Source organism: Pseudomonas sp. FG13 (assembly GCF_057809755.1).
This window is the reverse complement of sequence record NZ_JBMDKO010000011.1, coordinates 71,852-92,110: the sequence shown is the minus strand read 5'-3', so window position 1 is coordinate 92,110 and position 20,259 is coordinate 71,852. Positions and strand designations below refer to the sequence as shown.

General features: G+C 55.5%; 22 protein-coding genes and 1 tRNA gene. 10 read left to right on the top strand and 13 right to left on the bottom strand.

The window, feature by feature from the left end:
• Positions 1-36: 36 nt before the first annotated feature.
• The 6 genes from ACODTO_RS12330 to ACODTO_RS12305 form a co-directional block, all read right to left on the bottom strand.
• Positions 37-321 carry a cyd operon YbgE family protein gene (locus tag ACODTO_RS12330; protein ID WP_139643920.1) on the bottom strand — a complete coding sequence of 95 codons (285 nt, stop codon included), beginning with the start codon at positions 319-321 and terminating at the stop codon, positions 37-39.
• Complete coding sequence (cydX, locus tag ACODTO_RS12325) at positions 318-440, bottom strand: cytochrome bd-I oxidase subunit CydX (RefSeq protein ID WP_139643924.1); 123 nt, start codon at positions 438-440, stop codon at positions 318-320. The genes ACODTO_RS12330 and cydX overlap by 4 nt, the downstream gene beginning before the upstream one ends.
• 22 nt (positions 441-462) lie before the next feature.
• Positions 463-1,599, bottom strand: coding sequence for a cytochrome d ubiquinol oxidase subunit II (cydB, locus tag ACODTO_RS12320; RefSeq protein ID WP_139643927.1), 1,137 nt, complete (start codon positions 1,597-1,599; stop codon positions 463-465).
• On the bottom strand, positions 1,592-3,163 hold the full coding sequence (locus tag ACODTO_RS12315; protein ID WP_489106501.1) for a cytochrome ubiquinol oxidase subunit I: 1,572 nt from the start codon (positions 3,161-3,163) through the stop codon (positions 1,592-1,594). Before ACODTO_RS12315 ends, cydB begins: the two co-directional genes overlap by 8 nt.
• Positions 3,160-3,336, bottom strand: coding sequence for a cytochrome oxidase putative small subunit CydP (cydP, locus tag ACODTO_RS12310; protein WP_489106500.1), 177 nt, complete (start codon positions 3,334-3,336; stop codon positions 3,160-3,162). Before cydP ends, ACODTO_RS12315 begins: the two co-directional genes overlap by 4 nt.
• 172 nt (positions 3,337-3,508) lie before the next feature.
• Positions 3,509-4,834 carry a sigma-54 interaction domain-containing protein gene (locus tag ACODTO_RS12305; protein WP_489106499.1) on the bottom strand — a complete coding sequence of 442 codons (1,326 nt, stop codon included), beginning with the start codon at positions 4,832-4,834 and terminating at the stop codon, positions 3,509-3,511.
• Positions 4,835-5,072: 238 nt separating this feature from the next.
• On the opposite strand from ACODTO_RS12305, the gene ACODTO_RS12300 reads away from it, so the two are divergent.
• From ACODTO_RS12300 to ACODTO_RS12255, 10 genes are all read left to right on the top strand, one after another.
• Positions 5,073-5,951 (top strand): MBL fold metallo-hydrolase, encoded by an 879-nt coding sequence (locus ACODTO_RS12300; RefSeq protein ID WP_489106498.1) that lies wholly within the window; start codon positions 5,073-5,075, stop codon positions 5,949-5,951.
• A 54-nt stretch (positions 5,952-6,005) separates the two neighbouring features.
• Complete coding sequence (locus ACODTO_RS12295) at positions 6,006-7,676, top strand: bifunctional protein tyrosine phosphatase family protein/NAD(P)/FAD-dependent oxidoreductase (protein ID WP_489106497.1); 1,671 nt, start codon at positions 6,006-6,008, stop codon at positions 7,674-7,676.
• A gap of 28 nt (positions 7,677-7,704) precedes the next feature.
• Positions 7,705-8,505 (top strand): sulfite exporter TauE/SafE family protein, encoded by an 801-nt coding sequence (locus ACODTO_RS12290; protein ID WP_139643942.1) that lies wholly within the window; start codon positions 7,705-7,707, stop codon positions 8,503-8,505.
• A 112-nt stretch (positions 8,506-8,617) separates the two neighbouring features.
• Positions 8,618-9,058 carry a YeeE/YedE family protein gene (locus ACODTO_RS12285; RefSeq protein ID WP_139643945.1) on the top strand — a complete coding sequence of 147 codons (441 nt, stop codon included), beginning with the start codon at positions 8,618-8,620 and terminating at the stop codon, positions 9,056-9,058.
• Positions 9,055-9,474: a DUF6691 family protein gene (locus ACODTO_RS12280; protein WP_139643948.1), complete on the top strand. Its 420-nt coding sequence runs from the start codon at positions 9,055-9,057 to the stop codon at positions 9,472-9,474. The genes ACODTO_RS12285 and ACODTO_RS12280 overlap by 4 nt, the downstream gene beginning before the upstream one ends.
• A gap of 13 nt (positions 9,475-9,487) precedes the next feature.
• Entirely contained in the window at positions 9,488-9,676 is a 189-nt protein-coding gene (locus tag ACODTO_RS12275) for a YgaP family membrane protein (protein WP_464709329.1), read from the top strand.
• 101 nt (positions 9,677-9,777) lie between these two features.
• Entirely contained in the window at positions 9,778-10,641 is an 864-nt protein-coding gene (locus ACODTO_RS12270) for an MBL fold metallo-hydrolase (protein ID WP_489106496.1), read from the top strand.
• Between the two features lie 12 nt (positions 10,642-10,653).
• Positions 10,654-11,721 (top strand): ArsO family NAD(P)H-dependent flavin-containing monooxygenase, encoded by a 1,068-nt coding sequence (locus ACODTO_RS12265; protein WP_464709332.1) that lies wholly within the window; start codon positions 10,654-10,656, stop codon positions 11,719-11,721.
• Between the two features lie 185 nt (positions 11,722-11,906).
• The gene (locus ACODTO_RS12260) at positions 11,907-13,406 is read left to right on the top strand and encodes an MBOAT family O-acyltransferase (RefSeq protein ID WP_489106495.1); all 1,500 of its coding nucleotides are present in this window, start codon (positions 11,907-11,909) and stop codon (positions 13,404-13,406) included.
• Positions 13,407-13,432: 26 nt separating this feature from the next.
• Positions 13,433-14,449, top strand: coding sequence for a hypothetical protein (locus ACODTO_RS12255; protein WP_175385616.1), 1,017 nt, complete (start codon positions 13,433-13,435; stop codon positions 14,447-14,449).
• Between the two features lie 820 nt (positions 14,450-15,269).
• Here the strand turns inward: ACODTO_RS12255 and ACODTO_RS12250 are convergent.
• The 7 genes from ACODTO_RS12250 to rpmI all read right to left on the bottom strand — a co-directional run bounded on the left by ACODTO_RS12250 (position 15,270) and on the right by rpmI (position 20,201).
• A tRNA-Pro gene (locus tag ACODTO_RS12250) sits at positions 15,270-15,346 on the bottom strand.
• A gap of 90 nt (positions 15,347-15,436) precedes the next feature.
• Positions 15,437-15,793 carry a MerR family transcriptional regulator gene (locus ACODTO_RS12245; RefSeq protein ID WP_003179985.1) on the bottom strand — a complete coding sequence of 119 codons (357 nt, stop codon included), beginning with the start codon at positions 15,791-15,793 and terminating at the stop codon, positions 15,437-15,439.
• Complete coding sequence (gene ihfA, locus ACODTO_RS12240) at positions 15,774-16,076, bottom strand: integration host factor subunit alpha (RefSeq protein WP_002553164.1); 303 nt, start codon at positions 16,074-16,076, stop codon at positions 15,774-15,776. Before ihfA ends, ACODTO_RS12245 begins: the two co-directional genes overlap by 20 nt.
• 3 nt (positions 16,077-16,079) lie before the next feature.
• Positions 16,080-18,458, bottom strand: coding sequence for a phenylalanine--tRNA ligase subunit beta (gene pheT / locus ACODTO_RS12235; RefSeq protein WP_489106494.1), 2,379 nt, complete (start codon positions 18,456-18,458; stop codon positions 16,080-16,082).
• Between the two features lie 35 nt (positions 18,459-18,493).
• The gene (gene pheS, locus ACODTO_RS12230) at positions 18,494-19,510 is read right to left on the bottom strand and encodes a phenylalanine--tRNA ligase subunit alpha (protein WP_139644397.1); all 1,017 of its coding nucleotides are present in this window, start codon (positions 19,508-19,510) and stop codon (positions 18,494-18,496) included.
• A gap of 109 nt (positions 19,511-19,619) precedes the next feature.
• Entirely contained in the window at positions 19,620-19,976 is a 357-nt protein-coding gene (rplT, locus tag ACODTO_RS12225; protein WP_024779372.1) for a 50S ribosomal protein L20, read from the bottom strand.
• Between the two features lie 30 nt (positions 19,977-20,006).
• Complete coding sequence (rpmI, locus tag ACODTO_RS12220; RefSeq protein ID WP_002553160.1) at positions 20,007-20,201, bottom strand: 50S ribosomal protein L35; 195 nt, start codon at positions 20,199-20,201, stop codon at positions 20,007-20,009.
• Positions 20,202-20,259: the final 58 nt, after the last annotated feature.

The window sequence follows — 20,259 nt, the reverse complement described above, 5'->3', positions numbered from 1 at the left end:
TGGCTCATGAGGCGTACGTTCTCTTGTCGCCAACGCTCAATGAAACTTTACCCAGCCAGCAACCGCCAGCATTGCCAAACAGATCCAGCGTGAGAAAAGCCAACGCCACACGAGCATCCGCGGAACAAATCCCACACCTCTCACAAAAGCCACACTCATGGCTGCGAACAATGCAGTCGCCAGAGCATGGTCCGGTCTGCCGTCGGGAGCAGCCATCATGGGAGGATAGAGCGTACATGCAAGCATGATTGCTATAGCGATAACCAGACTCGGCAAACGAATCTGTGAGATCGGTTGTGGGTCAGCGACACGCGGCATCATGGCCGTGCCTCCTCGTTGTCACTCGAGGCTCGGCCGACTTCGTTCTCGCCCCACATCGCATTGAGAATAGCCAGTAGCAACGCAAAACCGACACCCAGCATCCAGGCGAAATACCACATGTTCATGACTCCTTTGCCGGCACTAATAGGCCGAATGTTCGTTGGCTTTGATCTGCGCGATGGTTACCTTGCCCCGCATGACGCGGTAAGCCCAAGAGGTATAAAGCACAATCAGTGGCATGAAGATCAGCGTGGCCCAGAACATGATGGTCAGGCTCAAGTGACTGGAGACGCTGTCCCACACCGTAAGACTCGCTGCAGGCATCGTGGATGACGGCATAACAAACGGAAACATCGATATACCCGCCGTGCTGATAACACCGATGACCGCGAGCGATGATGCGATAAACGCTGAAAGTGTATGCCGCCCCCTCAACAACAAAGCGGCACCTGCTGCGCCACTCAACCCCAGCGCGGGCAGTAACCACAGCAAAGGATAATGGCCATAGTTGGCCATCCAGGCTCCAGCTTCGCGTACCACGGATTTGCCGAGAATGTCAGGTAATCCCGCCGTATCGACCACCGACGTGATGCGATAGCCATCAATCCATTGCAGCCAGATGCCGGCAGCTATAAAGGTACAGACCAGCACGACCGCTGCACCCACCGCGCCTTTGATTGCCCTTGCCTGGATAGCGCCCTCAGTGCGATGTGCCAGATAAGCACCACCTTGCAGGGTAATCATTGCGCTGCTCACAACGCCGGTAAGCAATGCGAAGGGATTGAGCAGTTGCCAGAAATTGCCGGTATACGTCGACACCAGAAAATTGTCGAAGTGGAAAGGTACACCTTGCAGCAGGTTTCCAAACGCAATCCCGAACACCAAGGGTGGCACGGCCCCTCCCACGAAGAGTCCCCAATCCCAGGTGCTACGCCAGGTGGAGTTGTGGATCTTGCTGCGATAGTCAAAACCCACGGGGCGGAAGAACAACGCCCAGAGGACCAGAATCATCGCCCAATAGAAACCGCTGAACGCTGTGGCATACACCACAGGCCATGCCGCGAACAATGCGCCGCCCGCAGTGATGAACCATACCTGGTTGCCGTCCCAATGCGGACCGACGGTGTTGATGATGACGCGACGCTCCATGTCATTGCGGCCAACAAAAGGCAACAAGGTGCCAACCCCCATATCGTGGCCATCCATGATGGCGAAGCCGATCAGCAGCACACCGACCAGCGCCCACCAGATAATTTTCAGCGTGAAGTAATCAAGCATGGATGAGTTCCTTCAAATGGGCATCGTGAACGTAACGACCGGTACCCAGGCTGCCTGGACCTTGACGGGCAAACTTGACCATCAGGAACACTTCAACCACTAGCAACACGGTGTAGAAAACGATGAATCCCACCAGCGAGCCATAGAGGTTGTTGACGCTGAGCGTGGATACGCTCATGTGGGTTGGCAGCACGCCGTAGATGGTCCAAGGCTGGCGGCCGTATTCAGCGACGAACCAGCCAAGCTCACAGGCAATCCATGGCGCAGGCAGCATGCAGAGCGCCCAACGCAGTAACCAGCGGCGGCGCGTACAGGTCGATTTCAGGGTGCTCCAGAAGGCCAGTCCGAAGAGCATAAGCATGGCAAAACCGAGACATACCATGATCCTGAACGCCCAGAACATCGGCGTCACGCGCGGCACCGTATCGTTTATAGCCTTTTCGATAATGGCCGGCGTGGCCTGGTTGACGTCCTCGACATACTTCTTGAGCAACAGTCCGAAGCCCAGATCGGCCTGGTATTTCTCGAATGTATTGAGCGCTGCTGAATCGGTGCGATTGGCCCTGACGGCTTCAAGAGCATTGACGGCGGTAATGCCTCGGAGAATTCGAGCGCGGTTCTTTTCTTTAATCTCGTGAATGCCTGGAATCTGCTTGCTGACTGATCGTGTGCCAATGAGGCCCATCAACCAAGGCACTTCGACTTCCCAGTTATTTTTGGACTCGGCTTCATTGATACTGGCCACCAATGTCAGGCCTGCCGGTGCAGGCTTGGTTTCCCACATGGCCTCCATGGCAGCCATTTTTGTTTGCTGTGCCTCACCCACCGTGTAACCAGACTCATCACCCAGTACGATCACACTCAGCACCGATGCCAGGCCAAAGGCTGCCGCCACCCGGAAGCTGCGTTTGGCAAACTCGACATCACGATTCTTGAGCAAATACCAACTGGAAATCGACAGCACGAACATCGAGCCGGTGACGTAACCGGCTGAGACGGTGTGTACGAACTTGGCCTGCGCCACTGGATTGAAAACCACCGCCCAGAAATCAACCACCTCCATGCGCATGGTGATGTAACTGAATTCTGAACCCACCGGGTTCTGCATCCATCCATTGGCGATCAAAATCCACAACGCTGAAAGGTTTGTGCCAATCGCCATCAGCAACGTGACCAGTAAATGGTGCTCTTTCTTCAGACGATCCCAACCAAAGAAGAACAGGCCGATCATGGTCGACTCAAGAAAGAACGCCATCAAGCCTTCGATTGCCAGCGGGGCTCCGAAAATATCGCCGACGTAATGCGAGTAGTACGCCCAGTTGGTACCGAACTGAAATTCCAGAGTGATGCCCGTGGTCACCCCCAAGGCAAAGTTGATACCGAACAGCTTGCCCCAGAAACGCGTCATGTCTTTCCAGATGACATTACCGGTCATCACATAGACACTTTCCATGATGACCAGCAGCCAAACCATGCCAACGGTGAGCGGTACAAAAAGAAAATGGTAAAGCGCGGTGGCTGCAAACTGCAGCCGAGACAAATCCACCAGGTGTTCTGAAATCACTTGCTTGCCCCTTGAGTCGTGGTGGGTACGCCGAACCTGTCGCCGATAGTGTTCGAGTCGACGCTAACGCGCGAATCCCGGATGAACAGCCACCACAACACTGTCAGCACCAGTAGTTTGATCACTACTGCCGTGAGCAGATGGCGTCGCAGTCGTTTGTCGGAAATGGTCATGACTATGCAGATAGCACAGGGCGTGCCAAGGGCAAGGGGTTGGATTTTATCTTTTTAAAACAGTCAGTTAATCACTAGACCGGTGATACGCGAGATGCCTCGGCAGGGCTAGTGCACTGCCAATCTGCCAGGGCTGGCAGTCATTGGCAGTCCTGAGCTTGAACACTCGTTACTAGGCCAGACCTTGCTCTTTCAATCGTCGGTACAAGGTCCGTTCGCTAATACCCAGGTGCCTGGCCAGCTCACTGCGAGTACCTTTGAAAGTCGCCAGTTCCTGTGTCAGCGAGTTGCCGTCGAGAGCAGTTGAAGGAGCGGACTGAGCAGACGCCGCCACGGATACCGGGGGCAAATGTACGGAGCGGATCACCCCATCGTCAGCAAACAGACTGGCTCTTTCCAGAACGTTGCGTAATTCACGAATATTGCCGGGCCAGGCGTACCGCTGCAATTGCATCAAAGCATCTGCATCTATCGTCAGTCGGCGCTTGCCTGTACCGGCACGTTGCAGAAATGAATTTACAAGCAGACCAATGTCTTCCACTCGGTTACGCAAGGGCGGTAGTTGAATTGGAAAGGCGCTGATGCGGTAGTACAGGTCCTGTCTGAACTCCCCCTTCTCCATCATCTTTTCCAATGGTTTGTGGGTCGCAGCAATTAACCTGAAGTTAGCATGAAGGGTTTCGACACTCCCGACACGGCGATAAGTGCCCGACTCGATCAGGCGCAACAACTTCACTTGCATCGCCAGTGGAACATCGCCAATTTCATCGAGGAACAATGTGCCGCCTTGGGCAGTTTCAACCAGGCCAGGCTTACGCGTGGTGGCACCGGTGAATGCTCCTTTTTCATGGCCGAACAGTTCGCTCTCGAATAACGTTTCGGTCAATCCAGAGCAATCAACGACGACAAAGGGTCCAGTGGCCCGCTCGCTGGTTTCATGTACGGCGCGGGCAAACAGCTCTTTGCCCGTACCGGATTCGCCCAGCAACAGCACTGGCAGCATTGATGGTGCCACCCGCTGCAGCTCCGACAGGGCACGGTTGAAGGCGGGTGAGCAGCCGACAAGCCCCTCATTGCTGGGTCGTGCATAGGCACTGCGGACCAGGGTGAGACGCTCCACGTAGGCAGTAATAACACCGTGCTCATCCAGAATCGGACGCAACTCGACGTCGACATGCTCAGGCCCGCGAGGCGTGTGGTGAATGTGCAGGACACGATCCGGTCCGCGCATTTCCTGCGCTTTCTTCATCGGGCAATTCTCACCCGCCTGATCACAAGGTACGTCGTAATGGTGTGAGATTTGATAACACTTATGACCGATAAAGGGTTTGTCAGCGCTGCCAAACTGCCGTTGATAGGCCGTGTTGGCAGCCAGGATGTTGTAGTCCGGATCGAGCACGATCATTGGCTGGGGTTCGTGCTCAAGGAACGAAACCAGTGACTGCACTTGTTCCGAGTGCGGCAGCGATTGGGTTGGTGTGGGCAGGATAGTTTTCATCGTGGCTCCAGAGAGTCACCCCATCCTGTAGTGGCACTGCCACCTCTGTCAACACGGACTGCCAATGGCAGTAAATCCACGTAAAAATGGAAAGAATCAAACCATCCCAATCAAAATAAAAATCAATAAAATCATGTAGATAAATCAAAACCTACAAGAAAACCCTGCCTGGCAGATTTATTGCTGTGTCAGTCCTTAGTGTGAGCGGCTTGGTAAAAGCCCCCTAAGGAGACAGATCATGAGCATAAAACTTCACGTCGAAGGATTCTTCGATTCTGCCACCCATACCGTCAGCTATCTGGTATTGGATGAGACCACCCACCACTGCGCGGTGATCGACAGCGTACTTGATTACGATCCCAAGTCCGGCCATACCGCCACAACGTCTGCCGACAAATTGATTGCGAGAGTGAACGAACTCAATGCGAGGGTCGACTGGATCCTTGAGACCCACGTCCATGCGGACCACCTGACGGCCGCGCCATACCTGAAGGAAAAGCTCGGTGGAAAAATAGGAATCGGTAGCCAGATTTCGACGGTGCAGGAAGTGTTCGGCACGCTGTTCAATACCGGTCGCGGCATGGCCCGCGACGGAAGCCAGTTCGATCACCTATTCGTTGATGACGAACCGTTTGCCATTGGCACGCTGCAATGCCACGCGCTCCATACACCGGGCCATACACCAGCCTGCATGACTTATTTGATCAGCGATGGGACCGAAACGGCCGCATTCGTCGGCGATACCCTGTTTATGCCGGACTACGGTACTGCACGCTGTGACTTTCCCGGGGGCAACGCGCGTACGTTATTCCATTCAATCAACAAGGTGCTGAGTCTGCCGGCCGACACCTTGTTGTACATGTGCCACGACTACCAGCCTGGTGGTCGCGAAGTGCAGTTCGTCAGTACCGTTGCCGACCAGCGCGCGCACAACGTCCATGTGCGTAATGGCATCAGTGAGGAGGCGTTCGTGGCGATGCGCACCAAGCGTGATGCGTCGATGGACATGCCAACACTGATCCTGCCATCCGTTCAGGTCAACATGCGCGCCGGGCACTTGCCTGAGCCTGAGGCGAACGGGACGCGCTACCTGAAAATCCCGCTCAACGCCGCCTGACGTTGCCCCTCCCCCTAAAAAATCAGAAGAAAAATACCCTTGACGGAGACCCTTATGGACATTCGTTGCCTTGCACCTGGACTGTCGGTATCAGAACAGATTTTTCCCAATCAATTGGCAGAACTGAAAGACGCCGGTTTTCGCGCCATCGTGTGTAACCGTCCCGATGGCGAAGGAGGCGACCAACCCCTATTTGCCGAAATCAAACGAGCCGCCCAAGCCCTTGGCCTCGAGGCGCACTACCTTCCCGCGGAATCAGGCAAAGTCACCGACGAGCAAGCTATCGCCTTCGGCAAGCTCCTTGAAGCACTGCCAAAACCGGTGTTGGCCTATTGCCGTTCCGGTATGCGCTCGACAACGATGTGGGCGCTATCACAAGCGGGGCAACAATCCCTGCCCCACATCGTCGAGACCGCCAAAAAAGCCGGGTTCGATATGAAAGGCGTCATCCGCCGTATTGTGAATCAGGGGCGCACGCCGGTCGAAGTCGCTGAGGCGCAGCACACTGTGGTCATCATCGGGGGCGGTGCGGCAGGTATTGCGGCGGCATCCAGCTTGCTGGCACGTGCCCCAGGACTCGACGTTGCCATCATCGACCCGGCAGATGTGCACTACTATCAGCCTGGCTGGACACTTGTCGGCTGTGGCGTCTTCGATGCGCCCCAAACTGCCCGCACGATGGGTACGACCATCCCCCGCGGTGTGCATTGGATCAAGTCGGCGGTCGCCGCTTTTGAACCCGAAAGAAATGCCGTCATTCTTGATGGATGCAGAGTCGTCAAATATGAGCAATTGATCGTCTGCCCTGGCCTGAAGCTCAATTGGCATGCAATCGAGGGGTTGTCGGACACCCTGGGCCGCAACGGCGTGACTTCAAACTACCTGTATCACCTTGCGCCTTATACGTGGGAACTCGTGCAGCAACTGAATGGTGGACGAGCCATCTTCACGCAACCGCCCATGCCAATCAAATGTGCCGGGGCGCCGCAAAAAGCCATGTACCTGTCTGCCGATCATTGGAAGCGTACCGGTGTATTGGATAACATCGAGATCGAGTTTTGCAGCGCCGGCGCGGTGCTGTTCGGCGTTCCCGACTATGTGCCTGCATTGATGGAATACGTCGCGGCCTATGGCATCGACCTGAACTTCGGCAACACCCTCACCAGCGTAAATGGACCCGCACGGACTGCAACGTTCAACTGTGTCAATCCGGATGGCAGCGCCCATCTTGTTACGCGCAACTTTGATCTCCTGCATGTGGTGCCGCCACAGATTGCGCCGGATTTCGTTCGGATCAGCCCTCTCGCAGACGCGGCTGGCTGGATTGATGTCGACGCTGCCACTCTGCGTCATAAAACCTGGGCAAATATTCACGCACTGGGAGACGCCACCAACTCCAGCAACGCGAAAACCGCGGCAGCAGCACGTAAACAGGCACCAGTCGTTGCCCATAATGTGTTGGCAGCAATGGGGAAAGCGAAAGGCAGCGCCCATTACGACGGGTACGGCTCCTGCCCGCTGACGGTTGAACGCGGCAAGATCGTACTGGCTGAATTCACCTATGGCGGCAAGGTTGCCCCCAGTTTTCCATCCTGGCTGATTGACGGTACCCGGCCATCGAGGCTGGCATGGCTGCTCAAAGAGCGGATTCTTCCACCGCTGTATTGGAAGGGAATGCTCAAGGGCCATGAGTGGATGGCGAAACCTGAGATGGCTGATTTATGAAATCAGGACTGAAGGCAAGGAGACTGGGATGATCGTGGTCTTGCTGCTGGGGCTTACCGTAGGAATCATTCTGGCGCTGACCGGCGCTGGCGGAGGAATACTGGCCGTTCCACTACTGGTGTTCGGCGTCGGGTTGAGCATGGCCGAGGCGGGCCCCATTGGCTTACTGGCTGTCGGTTTAGCTGCGACCCTGGGTGCCGTGATGGGACTCAAGAACGGCACCGTCCGCTATAAAGCGGCGCTGTTGGTGGCAGGCGCGGGGATCGTCTGTTCTCCCCTTGGTCTTTGGCTGGCGCAGCGCACACCCAATCGCCCGTTGACGATCATGTTTGCCTTCGTGCTGATGTACGTTGCGTTTCGGGTCTATCGACGATCCCTCGCGCCCTCCACTGAGTCGAAGCCCTTCGTCACATCCAAACCACCACCTTGTCTGTTGGACGTCAACCGAGGAAAGCTCAACTGGACCGGTCCGTGTGCATGGGCACTCACCGTCTCCGGCATTGTCGCGGGGGGATTGTCTGGATTGCTCGGCGTGGGCGGAGGCTTTGTGATGGTGCCGGCGCTCCAGCGATACACCAATTTGACCCCGCAGTCAGTGCTCGCAACGTCTCTGGCCGTGATCGCGCTGGTTTCGATTTCCGGTGTTGCCGCAAGCTCGGCAGCCGGCCACCTGCAGTGGGCAGTGGCCATTCCGTTTTCCATCGGAGCATTGGCTGGAATGGTGTGCGGACGCCTGATCGCGGCCCGGCTAGCGGGTCCATACTTACAGAAAGGCTTCGCCGTAGTTTCCGTGGTAGTTGCGGTGGCGTTGCTGGTGAAGGCGATTTAGTCATGTGCATAAGCCGCCGTCACGCAAAGCAGGTGTTCTATCGCATCCGGAGCCCCGCAGCATTGGTTGTCATCCAGAACCTCTATCAACAGTTTCGCGCCGGAGAATCCTCATGAATGTCGACTGGCTCAACTTCACACCCTGGTCGTCCCTTGCCGGAGGCGCATTGATTGGCCTGGCCGCCAGTCTATTTGTCGTTGCCAATGGACGTATCGCAGGCATCAGCGGTCTGATCGGCAGCCTTTTGCAGCGCGGGAGCGAGGGGGTGAGTGAGAAAGCTCTTTTTCTCCTGGGCCTGCTCATCGCGCCGCTTATCTGGAGCTTGTTCGCCACGCTGCCACAGATCGAGTTCAAAAGTGGCTGGTTCGGACTGGCCGTCGCCGGTGTATTGGTGGGCATTGGCACACGATACGGGTCAGGTTGCACCAGTGGCCATGGGGTATGCGGCCTATCGCGCCTTTCGCCGCGATCGATGGTCGCCACTGTTTGTTTCATGTTCAGTGGTTTCGCCACAGTGTTTGTCCTGCGTCATCTGCTGGAGGGGTGGACATGATCAAACTGACCGCATTCATTGCTGGCCTGCTGTTCGGCTTGGGTCTGCTTCTGGCAGGCATGGCCAACCCGAGCAAAGTACTCGCTTTCCTGGATCTGGCTGGTGCCTGGGATCCGTCCTTGGCGTTGGTCATGATCGGGGCCATTGGCACAGCCGTTGGCCCGCTAACCTGGGCGCGACAACACACCAGTTCGCTGCTGGGAAGGCCCATGCAGCTACCGATCAAACGTGAATTGGACCGGCGCTTGATTGGCGGGAGCCTGTTGTTCGGCATTGGCTGGGGAATAGCGGGCATCTGCCCTGGCCCCGCAGTCGCAATTCTGCTGACTGGACGCTGGCAGATAATCGTATTCATGTTGGCCATGCTGGCCGGCATGTTGTTGTTTACCGCGCTGGAGACCCGGCGCAGCCATTGATCGGGAGATCGCCATGAAAGCAAACATCGGAACCATTGACCGTGGCCTGCGTATCGTCGTCGGTCTGCTTCTCATTGGCCTCAGTCTGTCCGGTGTGATCGGCGTATGGGGCTGGATAGGTTTAGTGCCGCTGGCAACCGGCATTTTCCGTTTCTGCCCCCTCTACGCGTTGCTAGGCATCAAAACCTGTAACCGTCGCTGAACGAAAACCGTTGCACATCAGGTACGCAGCGCTGATCACGGTTCCTTACAAACCGTTGGCAGATCAGCACTGCACTCGTGTATCGAAAAGAGAATTCCATCATGAAACCCCATGTAGAAGCTTTTTTTGACTCCGCTACGTATACCTACAGCTATGTTGTCAGTGACCCAACTACAGGCCGCTGCGCCGTTATCGACTCTGTGCTCGATTACGCCCCCGCATCAGGTCGCACCTCCTGCAAAAGCGCGGAACGTTTAATTACCTATGTGCGCAAGCAGACGCTTACGGTGGATTGGTTACTGGAGACCCATGTACATGCCGACCATCTATCCGCGGCTCAGTATCTAAAGCGCGAGTTGGGCGGCCAACTGGCCATCGGCGATCAGGTCAGCGTGATTCAGAATACTTTTGGTAAGTTGTTCAACGTCGGCAGCGAGTTTGCCACCGATGGTCGTCAATTCGACCGGCTGCTGAAAGACGGTGAGCGCTTTTGGGTCGGAGGAATCGAAGCGCACGCCATCCATACGCCGGGACATACACCGGCCTGCATGACCTATCTAATCGGAGATGCTGGCTTTGTCGGCGACACACTGTTCATGCCTGATTACGGCACGGCTCGATGCGACTTTCCCGGCGGCGATGCGCGAAAACTCTTCCAGTCCATCCAAAAATTGTTCAAGTTGCCCGACGATACCCGTTTGTTCATGTGCCACGACTACAAGGCCCCGGGTCGAGATGACTACCGCAATGAAACCACCATTGCTGAGCAACGTGCCCACAATATTCATGTGCATGAGGGCACGGGAGAAGCGGATTTCGTAGCTATGCGCCAAGCGCGGGACGCTACGTTGGGCATGCCGACACTTATCCTGCCATCCGTGCAAGTGAACATGCGAGCAGGTCATCTGCCTCCACCTGAAAGCAATGGCACTTGTTACCTGAAAATCCCTCTCAATGTGCTCTGAGAGGTTCGCCCGATGATTGATTCGCTCAGCGCTCAACCAGACGTGGTCATTATCGGCGGGGGGCAATCAGCCCTGGCTACAGCGTATTTTCTGCGCCGCACACCTCTTTCGTTCATCATCCTCGACGCAGAGAATGAACCCGGAGGTGCCTGGCGGCATGGCTGGAACTCGTTGCGTCTATTCTCGCCTGCCACCTGGAGTTCGATACCTGGCTGGATGATGCCCCCCACGCAAGATGGCTACCCTTCACGAAATCATGTGATCGAATACCTCACCCAATACGAACAGCGCTACCATTTCCCGGTGAAGCGTCCGGTTCGGGTCACTTCTGTTGAGCGAACGGAAACTGGCCTGCGGGTACATTCTGACGACAAGCATTGGGATACCAAGGTTGTTGTCAGCGCTACAGGCACCTGGAGCAATCCTTACGTTCCCCACTACCCCAATGCCGAGCTATTCGCCGGTCGGCAGTTGCATTCCGCCCACTATGTCGAAGCACAAGCATTCGCGGGCAAGAAGGTATTGGTGGTAGGAGGCGGTAATTCAGGGGCACAGATTCTGGCCGAAGTCTCAAAAGTCGCCGAGACCACATGGGTCACTCCCGTTGAACCAATATTCCTGCCTGACGATGTGGATGGACGGGTCCTGTTCGAGCGAGCAACCGAGCGTTGGAAAGCCCAACTGGAGGGGCGTCTCATTGAGCAGCCAGTGGGTGGGCTAGGCGATATTGTCATGGTTGCGCCAGTTGTCGAGGCCCGAGAACGCAACGTCCTCAAGTCGGTACGACCTTTCAAAAGCTTCACTCGCAACGGAGTTATCTGGGCCGATGGTTCTGAATCTGCGGTAGACGCGGTGATTTGGTGCACCGGATTCAGGCCGGCCTTACAGCACCTGGATTCACTGGGAGTGGTCAACGCCGAAGGCCGCGTTGAAGTCGAAGGCACCCACTCGACCAGAGAGTCAAGGCTATGGCTAGTCGGCTACGGCGAATGGACAGGTTCGGCCTCCGCCACACTGATCGGCGTGACACGAACAGCACGCAGCACAGTCAGTGACATCGTGGCGTTTCTCGTTGATTAGGCCGTCTGAGGGTGGTCGGGACGGAGTGATTCAAACACCTGAGCCCTAGCACCCTATGCTTGAAGGGGTTTATGGCAGCAGTTATAGACATTATGGTAACTCTCCAAAAAGGTCAGCCGTCTATCTGTCTTGGCCCATACAAGTGACGTAAACTCCGCGTCTCAAGATTCAGGACAGCGTGCGTCATGCTTTTCACTTCGTTCGAATTCATATTCGCGTTCCTACCGGTTGCATTTCTGGGTTTTTTTCTGCTCGCACGTTTCTGGGGGCGAGAAGCTGCGGCGATATGGTTGGCAGCGGCATCTTTGTTTTTCTACGGATGGTGGAGCACGACCTATATCGCTCTCTTGCTATCTTCCATCCTGTTTAACTACTGCATTGGGTATCTGATCTGCAAAAATCAGGAAGCAAACATACACGTAGCCAAAACAGCCTTATACGTGGGAATAGTCAGTAACCTGGCCTTGCTTTGCTACTACAAGTACACAAACTTTTTCCTTGGAGAAATCAGCAGACTCACAGGTGCCCACATCCCCGCCCTGAGCTTGATTCTGCCGTTAGGCATTTCGTTTTTCACATTTACACAAATTGCTTTTTTAGTAGACACATGGAAAGGCAAAGCGAAAGAATACAACTTTTCGCACTACATACTGTTTGTAACTTGGTTCCCCCACTTGATAGCCGGTCCGATTCTGCATCACGGACAAATGATGCCCCAGTTCAAAGACCCGGCAATTTACAAACCCAACTCAAGAAACATAGCAATAGGGATCGCCTTATTCGCCGTAGGCCTTGGAAAAAAACTTTTACTTGCAGACCCGATCAGCACCTATGCGGATCCACTATTCCACGCAGCGGCTACTGGACAGGCAATCGGAACAATGGTCGCGTGGGCAGGCGCAATGGCATACACCCTGCAAATTTATTTCGACTTCTCTGGCTACTCCGACATGGCTGTGGGGCTCTCCTTGCTTTTCGGAATACGCTTACCTGTAAACTTTAACTCGCCATACAAAGCCAAGAGCATAATTGAGTTCTGGCGACGATGGCATATGACGCTATCTCAATTTTTGAGAGACTACCTTTACATCCCATTAGGTGGAAACCGTAAAGGTGAAACTCGTCGCCTCGTGAATTTGTCGCTTACTATGCTACTCGGTGGTCTATGGCACGGTGCGAGTTGGACTTTTATCATTTGGGGAGGGCTCCATGGCGCATACTTGTGTGCTAACCATATCTTCCAGAAATTGCCTCGCTCATACTTATCCGGGTTGATTCCTCGATTCGCATCTAATGTAATTTGCGTGGCAATGACATTCGCTGCTGTCATTTTTGCGTGGGTTTTCTTTCGCGCAGAAAACGTCCATTCTGCCATCACGATAGCTCATGCGATGCTAGGCTCTAAACAAGCTGTTCCCTGGGATTCTATTTTTAAAAATCTCAGCTTTATTACCTATGCAAGCTATTTTCTTGTGTCGATGTTTATTATTTGGGCGTTACCTAATATTTATGAGGTCATTGACCTGTTAGAAAAACGAGTTGCCGTTAATGCTCAAGAAAGCCAAAGGATGAACTCCACAATATGCGTAGCTGCGGCGATGACTTGCGTGGCAATTGTAGTAACCAGCCTGCTTTCCACATTTGGCAACAACATCATTAGCCCTTTCCTGTATTTTCAATTTTGACTATGAACCTGTATAGAAAATTCGTCTTGACAGCAGCCTTGAGCCTAGCCGTTTGCGTACTGGCTTATATTGCACTTTTCTTTTACCAGTTCGGAGCACCAATCGCATCGGGTTATGACGCCGCCAACTGGATAACTTATAAAGAGCTTGTAGGAAAAAACACTGAAGGTAAACGCCTGTTGCTGTTTGGAGATTCAAGCACGGTCTTCGGAGTAAATAGCAAAACCCTGTCAGAAAAGCTTGGTGTCCCTGTAGCCAACTTAGCATTGCATGGAAACCTTCCATTAGACGCCATCACGGAATCAGCCATCAAAAATTCTCGCGCAGGTGATACTGTCGTCCTGGCACCTGTGTGGGTATATTATCTCAATGATTACAGAGTCCCCAAGGATTGGATTCTGCGAGAAATGGTTGCATGGTACAGCGATTATTTTTATGGCCTTCCTTTAAAAACAAAATTGAAATATATTTCGGCAGTGGATGTCAAAACACTTTTAGTGAATGTGGATGCAAAATTTCGCAGAGTCGCCATACTGCAAGAATTTCCAAACCGCAGGGCGCTCACAGCCCAAGAGGTTAAAGATCAACACGCTAAAATAGACTGGACCGTCCCGCAACCGTTTTCATACACATTCTTGAACATGAACGAGTATGGCGATATGCAAGGAGCATGCGGCAACCAACCTATCACTACAATAGCTAGCGTTCAACTCGCTTCAGAACCCAAAGTAAACCCTCAGGTCTTGAAGCTTTTGAAACAAACCGCCCAGAGACTCAACGATAAAGGCGTGCATTTCTATATCATACCGAGTGTTACAGTTGAGGACGAACGCTCTGTGCAGCAGTGGTACCACCTAGCGCTGGGAAGTATCATGGACCAAATCAAAAATGCGGGAATACCAACTCTGGGTAAGCCAGAAGACTTCTTCTTTCCGAAAACAAGCTTTTATGACACTTCTTTCCATATAAACTGCGAATCAACTCCTGAACGCACATCGAGACTATATAACATCCTCAAGGATGTCTTACATAAAGACACCTAACCTTCAGTATCACTGACCGATAGGTTCTTTGCCGCGCCCGATAAGGCAAGTGCGCTCATGACTTGCCTTACTTTTGTCATGTTCCCTTTAGAAATTCACCATCCCCGGACCATGGGACTTTCTTAAAGAAATGTGATACCCCAAGATCAGCGCCTTTTCGCGCCGTTCACCCATTTCGGCGCTGCCGACATCGTGGTTGCGTAATAGCGTATAGCGCCGCCGGTTGGCTCCGACACCTTCCCATCGATCCTTCGGGGCTTCTGGCACACATCAACATAGCCGTCGCCTCACAAGTCAGGCCTGAATCGTTTCGGCAGAGACCAGTACCGGTGCAATGATTTCGGAATGAGCGGCTCTATTGGCCACACAGGGCCTTGATACCAGGTCGGCTGCACCTCGGCCATGCCCAGGGCGAACTTGTGGGTTTTCCAGGCTTACAGAGGCAGCAGCGCCGTACCCGGCAAATCATCGGAGATCTTCGTAGGGCCCTTCGACCTCTACGAGCGCGACGTCCTGCCGCCTCGCGCGCTGGCAACAGGTACCCTCGGCCTGTACGCCGTCCACTTCCGGCGTACTCGGAAAACTTTGAAGACAAGACCATCGCTGCGGCCATATCAGGAAGTCGGAAAGGACGGGCAGAAGATCGCCGGACACACCAGCGTAACCATGACCAATATCTACCAGCGGGACCACGCGAAGATCGCTTGGTCCGAGGCGACTCCCTACCTGAATATCAGTGAAATTACCGGCTAGTTTTGCGCAGGCACAAAAAAGCCGATCTAGCTGATCGGCTTAAGTGTCTGATTTTACTCAGGAATAATGGTCGGGACGGAGTGATTCGAACACTCGACCCCTAGCACCCCATGCTAGTGCGCTACCGGACTGCGCTACGCCCCGACTAGGCGTGAATCTTGTTCCGCTTCTCAGCGGAACGCTCAGGAATATAACGCAAGCTTTTGAAAACTGGAAGTATTTAAAAGCAGAATTTTATTTCTTGAGCACCACCAGCACATCTTCAAGCTCGGCGATCATCTGGCGGATCATCTGTTTGTACTGGGTGGTATCGTCTTTGGCCTCGTCACCGGAGAGGCGCAGGCGCGCGCCGCCGATGGTGAAGCCCTGGTCGTACAGCAGCGCGCGGATCTGCCGGATCATCAACACGTCTTGTCGTTGATAGTATCGGCGGTTTCCGCGGCGCTTGACCGGGTTGAGTTGAGGAAACTCCTGCTCCCAATAGCGCAGCACGTGTGGTTTTACCGCACACAGCTCGCTGACTTCACCAATGGTGAAGTAGCGTTTGCCCGGGATGACGGGTAGCTCGTCGTTATGACTTGGTTCCAGCATAAGCCTCAACTCGGGCCTTCAACTTCTGCCCTGGACGAAAGGTGACCACACGGCGAGCCGTGATCGGGATTTCTTCTCCCGTTTTCGGATTGCGGCCAGGCCGCTGGCGTTTGTCCCGAAGGTCGAAATTGCCGAAACCGGACAATTTGACCTGCTCGTTGTCTTCGAGAGCGTGCCTGATTTCTTCGAAAAACAGTTCGACCAATTCTTTGGCCTCCCGTTTATTCAGGCCCAGCTCCTCATACAGACGTTCCGCCATCTCAGCTTTCGTCAGAGCCCCCATACGTCACTTCCTTAACGTGGCGTTCAACCTGTTTTCGAGCGAGGTGAGGATATTCTGCGTTGCGGTATTCACCTCATCGTCATTAAGAGTGCGCGATGGATGCTGCCAGGTCAAGCCGACTGCAAGGCTTTTTCTATGCGGATCAATGCCTTTACCCTGATACACGTCAAAGAGCCTGAGGTCCGTCAGCCATTCGCCTGCATTTTCACGGATTACGTCCAGCACAGCGCTGGAAGCAACGTCGCGGTCCGCCAGCAACGCCAGGTCACGGCGCACTTCAGGAAAGCGCGATAACTCCTGGAATTTCGGCATTTTCCCCAGTGCCACTTCGGCCAGAACCAGCTCGAAGACGAACACTGGACGATCGAGGCCCAGGGTTTTCGACAGTTCAGGGTGGATGGCGCCGACATAGCCGACTTCACGCCCGTCTCGCTCAATGCGCGCGGTCTGACCCGGATGCAGGGCTGGATGCTTGCCCGGCACGAAGGTGAATGCGTCAAGGGCACCGGCGAAGCCGAGTACCGCTTCCACGTCAGCCTTGACGTCAAAGAAGTCGACGACATCGCGACCTTGCGCCCAGCCTTCCGGCAGGCGGCTGCCGCAGACGACGCCGGCGAGCATCGGTTCCTGCTTCAAGCCGTCCAGTTGACCAACGAAGCGCAGGCCGCTTTCGAACAGGCGCACGCGGTCCTGTTGACGGTTCAGGTTGTGTTGCAGCGACTTGACCAGGCCTGGCCACAGGGACGAGCGCATGGCTGCCATGTCGTTGGAGATCGGATTGGCCAGCAACAGCGGCTCGACACCCGGGTTGAACAGTTCGGACTGGCGCGGATCGATGAAGCTGTAGGTAATCGCTTCCTGATACCCACGGGCCACCAGCAGTCGGCGCAGTTCCGGCAGGTCGCTGCGGGCTTCGGCCTTGGCCTGTGGGGCCAGGCGAGCCTGCGGATAGCGAACCGGCAGACGGTTGTAGCCGTACAGGCGGGCCAGCTCTTCGATCAGGTCGACTTCCAGGCTGATGTCGAAACGATGACTTGGCACTTCGACGCGCCACTGCCCTGCTCCATCGGCACTGATATTCAGGCCCAGGGCGCTGAGCAGACGCTCGACTTCGGCGGCGTCCATGTCCATGCCCAACATCTGGGAAATGCGTTGGGCACGCAGGGTGACCGGCGCAATCTTGGGCAGGTGCTGTTCGCTGACGGTCTCGATGATCGGGCCGGCTTCGCCACCGGTGATCTCCAGCAGCAGGCCGGTGGCGCGCTCCATGGCTTCACGGGCCAGTTGCCAGTCCACGCCGCGCTCGTAGCGGTGCGAGGCATCGGTGTGCAGACCGTAGGAGCGGGCCTTGCCAGCGACGGCGATCTGATCGAAGAACGCGCTTTCGAGGAATACGTCGCGAGTCGACGTGGATACGCCGCTGTGCTCGCCGCCCATCACGCCGGCAATGGCCAGGGCGCGGGAGTGGTCGGCGATCACCAGGGTATCGCTGCGCAGAGTGACTTCCTGGCCGTCGAGCAGGACCAGCTTCTCGCCTTCCTCGGCCATGCGCACGCGGACGCCGCCGTTGATTTCGGCGAGATCGAACGCGTGCAGGGGTTGACCCAGCTCCAGCATCACGTAGTTGGTGATGTCGACGGCAGCGTCGATGCTGCGCACGTCGGCGCGGCGCAGGCGCTCGACCATCCACAACGGCGTCGGCTTCGACAGGTCGACGTTACGGATCACACGGCCCAGGTAACGCGGGCACGCTGTGGGTGCCAGGACCTCGACCGAACGCACTTCGTCATGCGCTGCCGGAACCGGCGCGACTGTCGGGCGAGTCACCGGGGTGTCGTACAAGGCGCCCACTTCGCGGGCCAGACCGGCCAGGGACAGGCAGTCGCCACGGTTCGGCGTCAGGTCGACCTCGATGCTGGCATCGTCCAGGCCCAGGCATTCACGGATGTCCTGGCCCACCGGCGCATCGGCCGGGAGTTCCATCAGGCCATCGTTGCCTTCGCCGATCTGCAGTTCGGCCTGGGAGCACAACATGCCGTTGGACTCGACGCCACGCAGCTTGGCCTTCTTGATCTTGAAGTCGCCCGGCAACTCGGCACCGATCATCGCAAACGGGATCTTCAGGCCCGGGCGCACGTTTGGCGCGCCGCAGACCACCTGAAAGGTTTCCCCGCCATTGCTGACCTGGCAAACCCGCAATTTGTCAGCGTCCGGGTGTTGTTCGGTGCTCAGCACCTCGCCCACTACCACGCCGCTGAACTCACCGGCGGCCGGCGTCACGCTATCGACCTCAAGACCGGCCATCGACAGGCGAGCAACCAGCTCGTCCCGGCTTACCTGCGGGCTAACCCAGCCGCGCAGCCATTGTTCACTGAATTTCATCCTGCTCTCCTAATAGATTCGTTACGGACCGCGACCTAGCGAAATTGCGCAAGGAACCGCAAGTCGTTGTCGAAGAACAGGCGCAAGTCATTCACACCGTAACGCAGCATGGCCAGACGCTCGACGCCCATGCCGAAAGCAAACCCCGAGAACTCTTCCGGATCGATCCCGGACATACGCAGCACGTTCGGGTGAACCATGCCGCAGCCCATGACTTCCAGCCAGCCAGTCTGCTTGCAGACCCGGCAGCCCTTGCCGCTGCACATCACGCATTCCATGTCGACTTCAGCCGATGGCTCGGTGAATGGGAAGTACGAAGGGCGGAAACGCACGGCCAGCTCTTTCTCGAAGAACACCCGCAGGAACTCTTCGATGGTGCCTTTGAGGTCGGCGAAATTGATGTCGCGATCGACCAGCAGGCCTTCGACCTGGTGGAACATCGGCGAGTGGGTGATATCCGAGTCGCTACGGTACACACGGCCTGGGCAGACGATGCGGATCGGCGGCTTTTTCGATTCCATGGTGCGGACCTGTACCGGCGAGGTATGGGTGCGCAACAGCATGTTCGCGTTGAAATAGAAGGTATCGTGCATCGACCGGGCCGGGTGATGGCCTGGGATGTTGAGCGCTTCGAAGTTGTGGTAGTCGTCTTCGACCTCAGGGCCTTCGGCAATGCCATAGCCGATACGGGTGAAAAACTGCTCGACGCGTTCCAGGGTCCGGGTCACCGGGTGCAGGCCACCGGAGGTCTGGCCACGGCCAGGCAGGGTCACGTCGATAGACTCGGCGGCGAGCTTGGCAGCCAGATCCGCCTCCTCGAACAACGCCTTGCGCGCATTGAGGACTTCTGTGACACGTTCCTTGGCGACGTTGATCAGCGCACCGACCTGCGGACGCTCTTCGGCCGGCAGGTTCCCCAGGGTCTTCATCACCTGAGTCAACTCGCCCTTCTTGCCAAGGTAGTGAACCCGGATTTGCTCCAGGGCATTGATATCTTCAGCGCTTTGCACAGCCTCTAGTGCTTGAGAGACCAGCGCATCCAGGTTTTCCATGTACAGACTCCAGATACAAAATAGGGGAAGAGCTTTAAGGCTCTTCCCCTATTTATGACGTTTAACACCTGGGCCCACAGAGGTGGACCCCGGTGACTGCCGGGGGTACTTAAGCCAAGGTGGCTTTAGCTTTCTCGACAATCGCAGCAAACGCCGCTTTTTCGTTCACTGCCAGATCAGCCAGAACCTTACGGTCGATCTCGATGGACGCCTTTTTCAGGCCAGCGATCAAACGGCTGTAGGACAGACCGTTGGTACGAGCACCAGCATTGATACGAGCGATCCACAGAGCGCGGAACTGACGTTTTTTCTGACGACGGTCACGGTAGGCGTATTGGCCTGCCTTGATTACGGCTTGCTTGGCAACACGGAATACGCGGGAACGCGCACCGTAGTAGCCTTTAGCAAGTTTCATAATTTTCTTGTGACGCTTACGGGCAATGACGCCACGCTTTACACGAGCCATGAGTTACTTCCTCTATTCTTGATCCAAAAATTAACGAAGGCGCAGCATGCGCTCGACTTTTGCCACGTCAGACGGATGCAGCAAGCTGCTACCGCGCAGTTGACGCTTACGCTTGGTCGACATTTTGGTCAGGATGTGGCTCTTGAAAGCGTGCTTGTGCTTGATGCCGTTAGCAGTTTTCAGAAACCGCTTAGCAGCACCACTTTTGGTTTTCATCTTTGGCATGTTCGGATACTCCGCATTCAGTTGATAAACATAATCGCAAGGCCTGCCGTGCCCTGGT

Coding starts and splice junctions, on each gene's coding strand:
- cydP (WP_489106500.1), bottom strand. CDS start 3,336: ATGACCATTTCCGACAAACGACTGCGACGCCATCTGCTCACGGCAGTA.
- ihfA (WP_002553164.1), bottom strand. CDS start 16,076: ATGGGGGCTCTGACGAAAGCTGAGATGGCGGAACGTCTGTATGAGGAG.
- ACODTO_RS12285 (WP_139643945.1), top strand. CDS start 8,618: ATGAATGTCGACTGGCTCAACTTCACACCCTGGTCGTCCCTTGCCGGA.
- ACODTO_RS12260 (WP_489106495.1), top strand. CDS start 11,907: ATGCTTTTCACTTCGTTCGAATTCATATTCGCGTTCCTACCGGTTGCA.
- rpmI (WP_002553160.1), bottom strand. CDS start 20,201: ATGCCAAAGATGAAAACCAAAAGTGGTGCTGCTAAGCGGTTTCTGAAA.
- ACODTO_RS12295 (WP_489106497.1), top strand. CDS start 6,006: ATGGACATTCGTTGCCTTGCACCTGGACTGTCGGTATCAGAACAGATT.
- ACODTO_RS12245 (WP_003179985.1), bottom strand. CDS start 15,793: ATGCTGGAACCAAGTCATAACGACGAGCTACCCGTCATCCCGGGCAAA.
- cydB (WP_139643927.1), bottom strand. CDS start 1,599: ATGCTTGATTACTTCACGCTGAAAATTATCTGGTGGGCGCTGGTCGGT.
- ACODTO_RS12290 (WP_139643942.1), top strand. CDS start 7,705: ATGATCGTGGTCTTGCTGCTGGGGCTTACCGTAGGAATCATTCTGGCG.
- ACODTO_RS12300 (WP_489106498.1), top strand. CDS start 5,073: ATGAGCATAAAACTTCACGTCGAAGGATTCTTCGATTCTGCCACCCAT.
- ACODTO_RS12280 (WP_139643948.1), top strand. CDS start 9,055: ATGATCAAACTGACCGCATTCATTGCTGGCCTGCTGTTCGGCTTGGGT.
- ACODTO_RS12330 (WP_139643920.1), bottom strand. CDS start 321: ATGATGCCGCGTGTCGCTGACCCACAACCGATCTCACAGATTCGTTTG.
- pheS (WP_139644397.1), bottom strand. CDS start 19,510: ATGGAAAACCTGGATGCGCTGGTCTCTCAAGCACTAGAGGCTGTGCAA.
- ACODTO_RS12265 (WP_464709332.1), top strand. CDS start 10,654: ATGATTGATTCGCTCAGCGCTCAACCAGACGTGGTCATTATCGGCGGG.
- ACODTO_RS12305 (WP_489106499.1), bottom strand. CDS start 4,834: ATGAAAACTATCCTGCCCACACCAACCCAATCGCTGCCGCACTCGGAA.
- pheT (WP_489106494.1), bottom strand. CDS start 18,458: ATGAAATTCAGTGAACAATGGCTGCGCGGCTGGGTTAGCCCGCAGGTA.
- rplT (WP_024779372.1), bottom strand. CDS start 19,976: ATGGCTCGTGTAAAGCGTGGCGTCATTGCCCGTAAGCGTCACAAGAAA.
- ACODTO_RS12270 (WP_489106496.1), top strand. CDS start 9,778: ATGAAACCCCATGTAGAAGCTTTTTTTGACTCCGCTACGTATACCTAC.
- ACODTO_RS12275 (WP_464709329.1), top strand. CDS start 9,488: ATGAAAGCAAACATCGGAACCATTGACCGTGGCCTGCGTATCGTCGTC.
- cydX (WP_139643924.1), bottom strand. CDS start 440: ATGTGGTATTTCGCCTGGATGCTGGGTGTCGGTTTTGCGTTGCTACTG.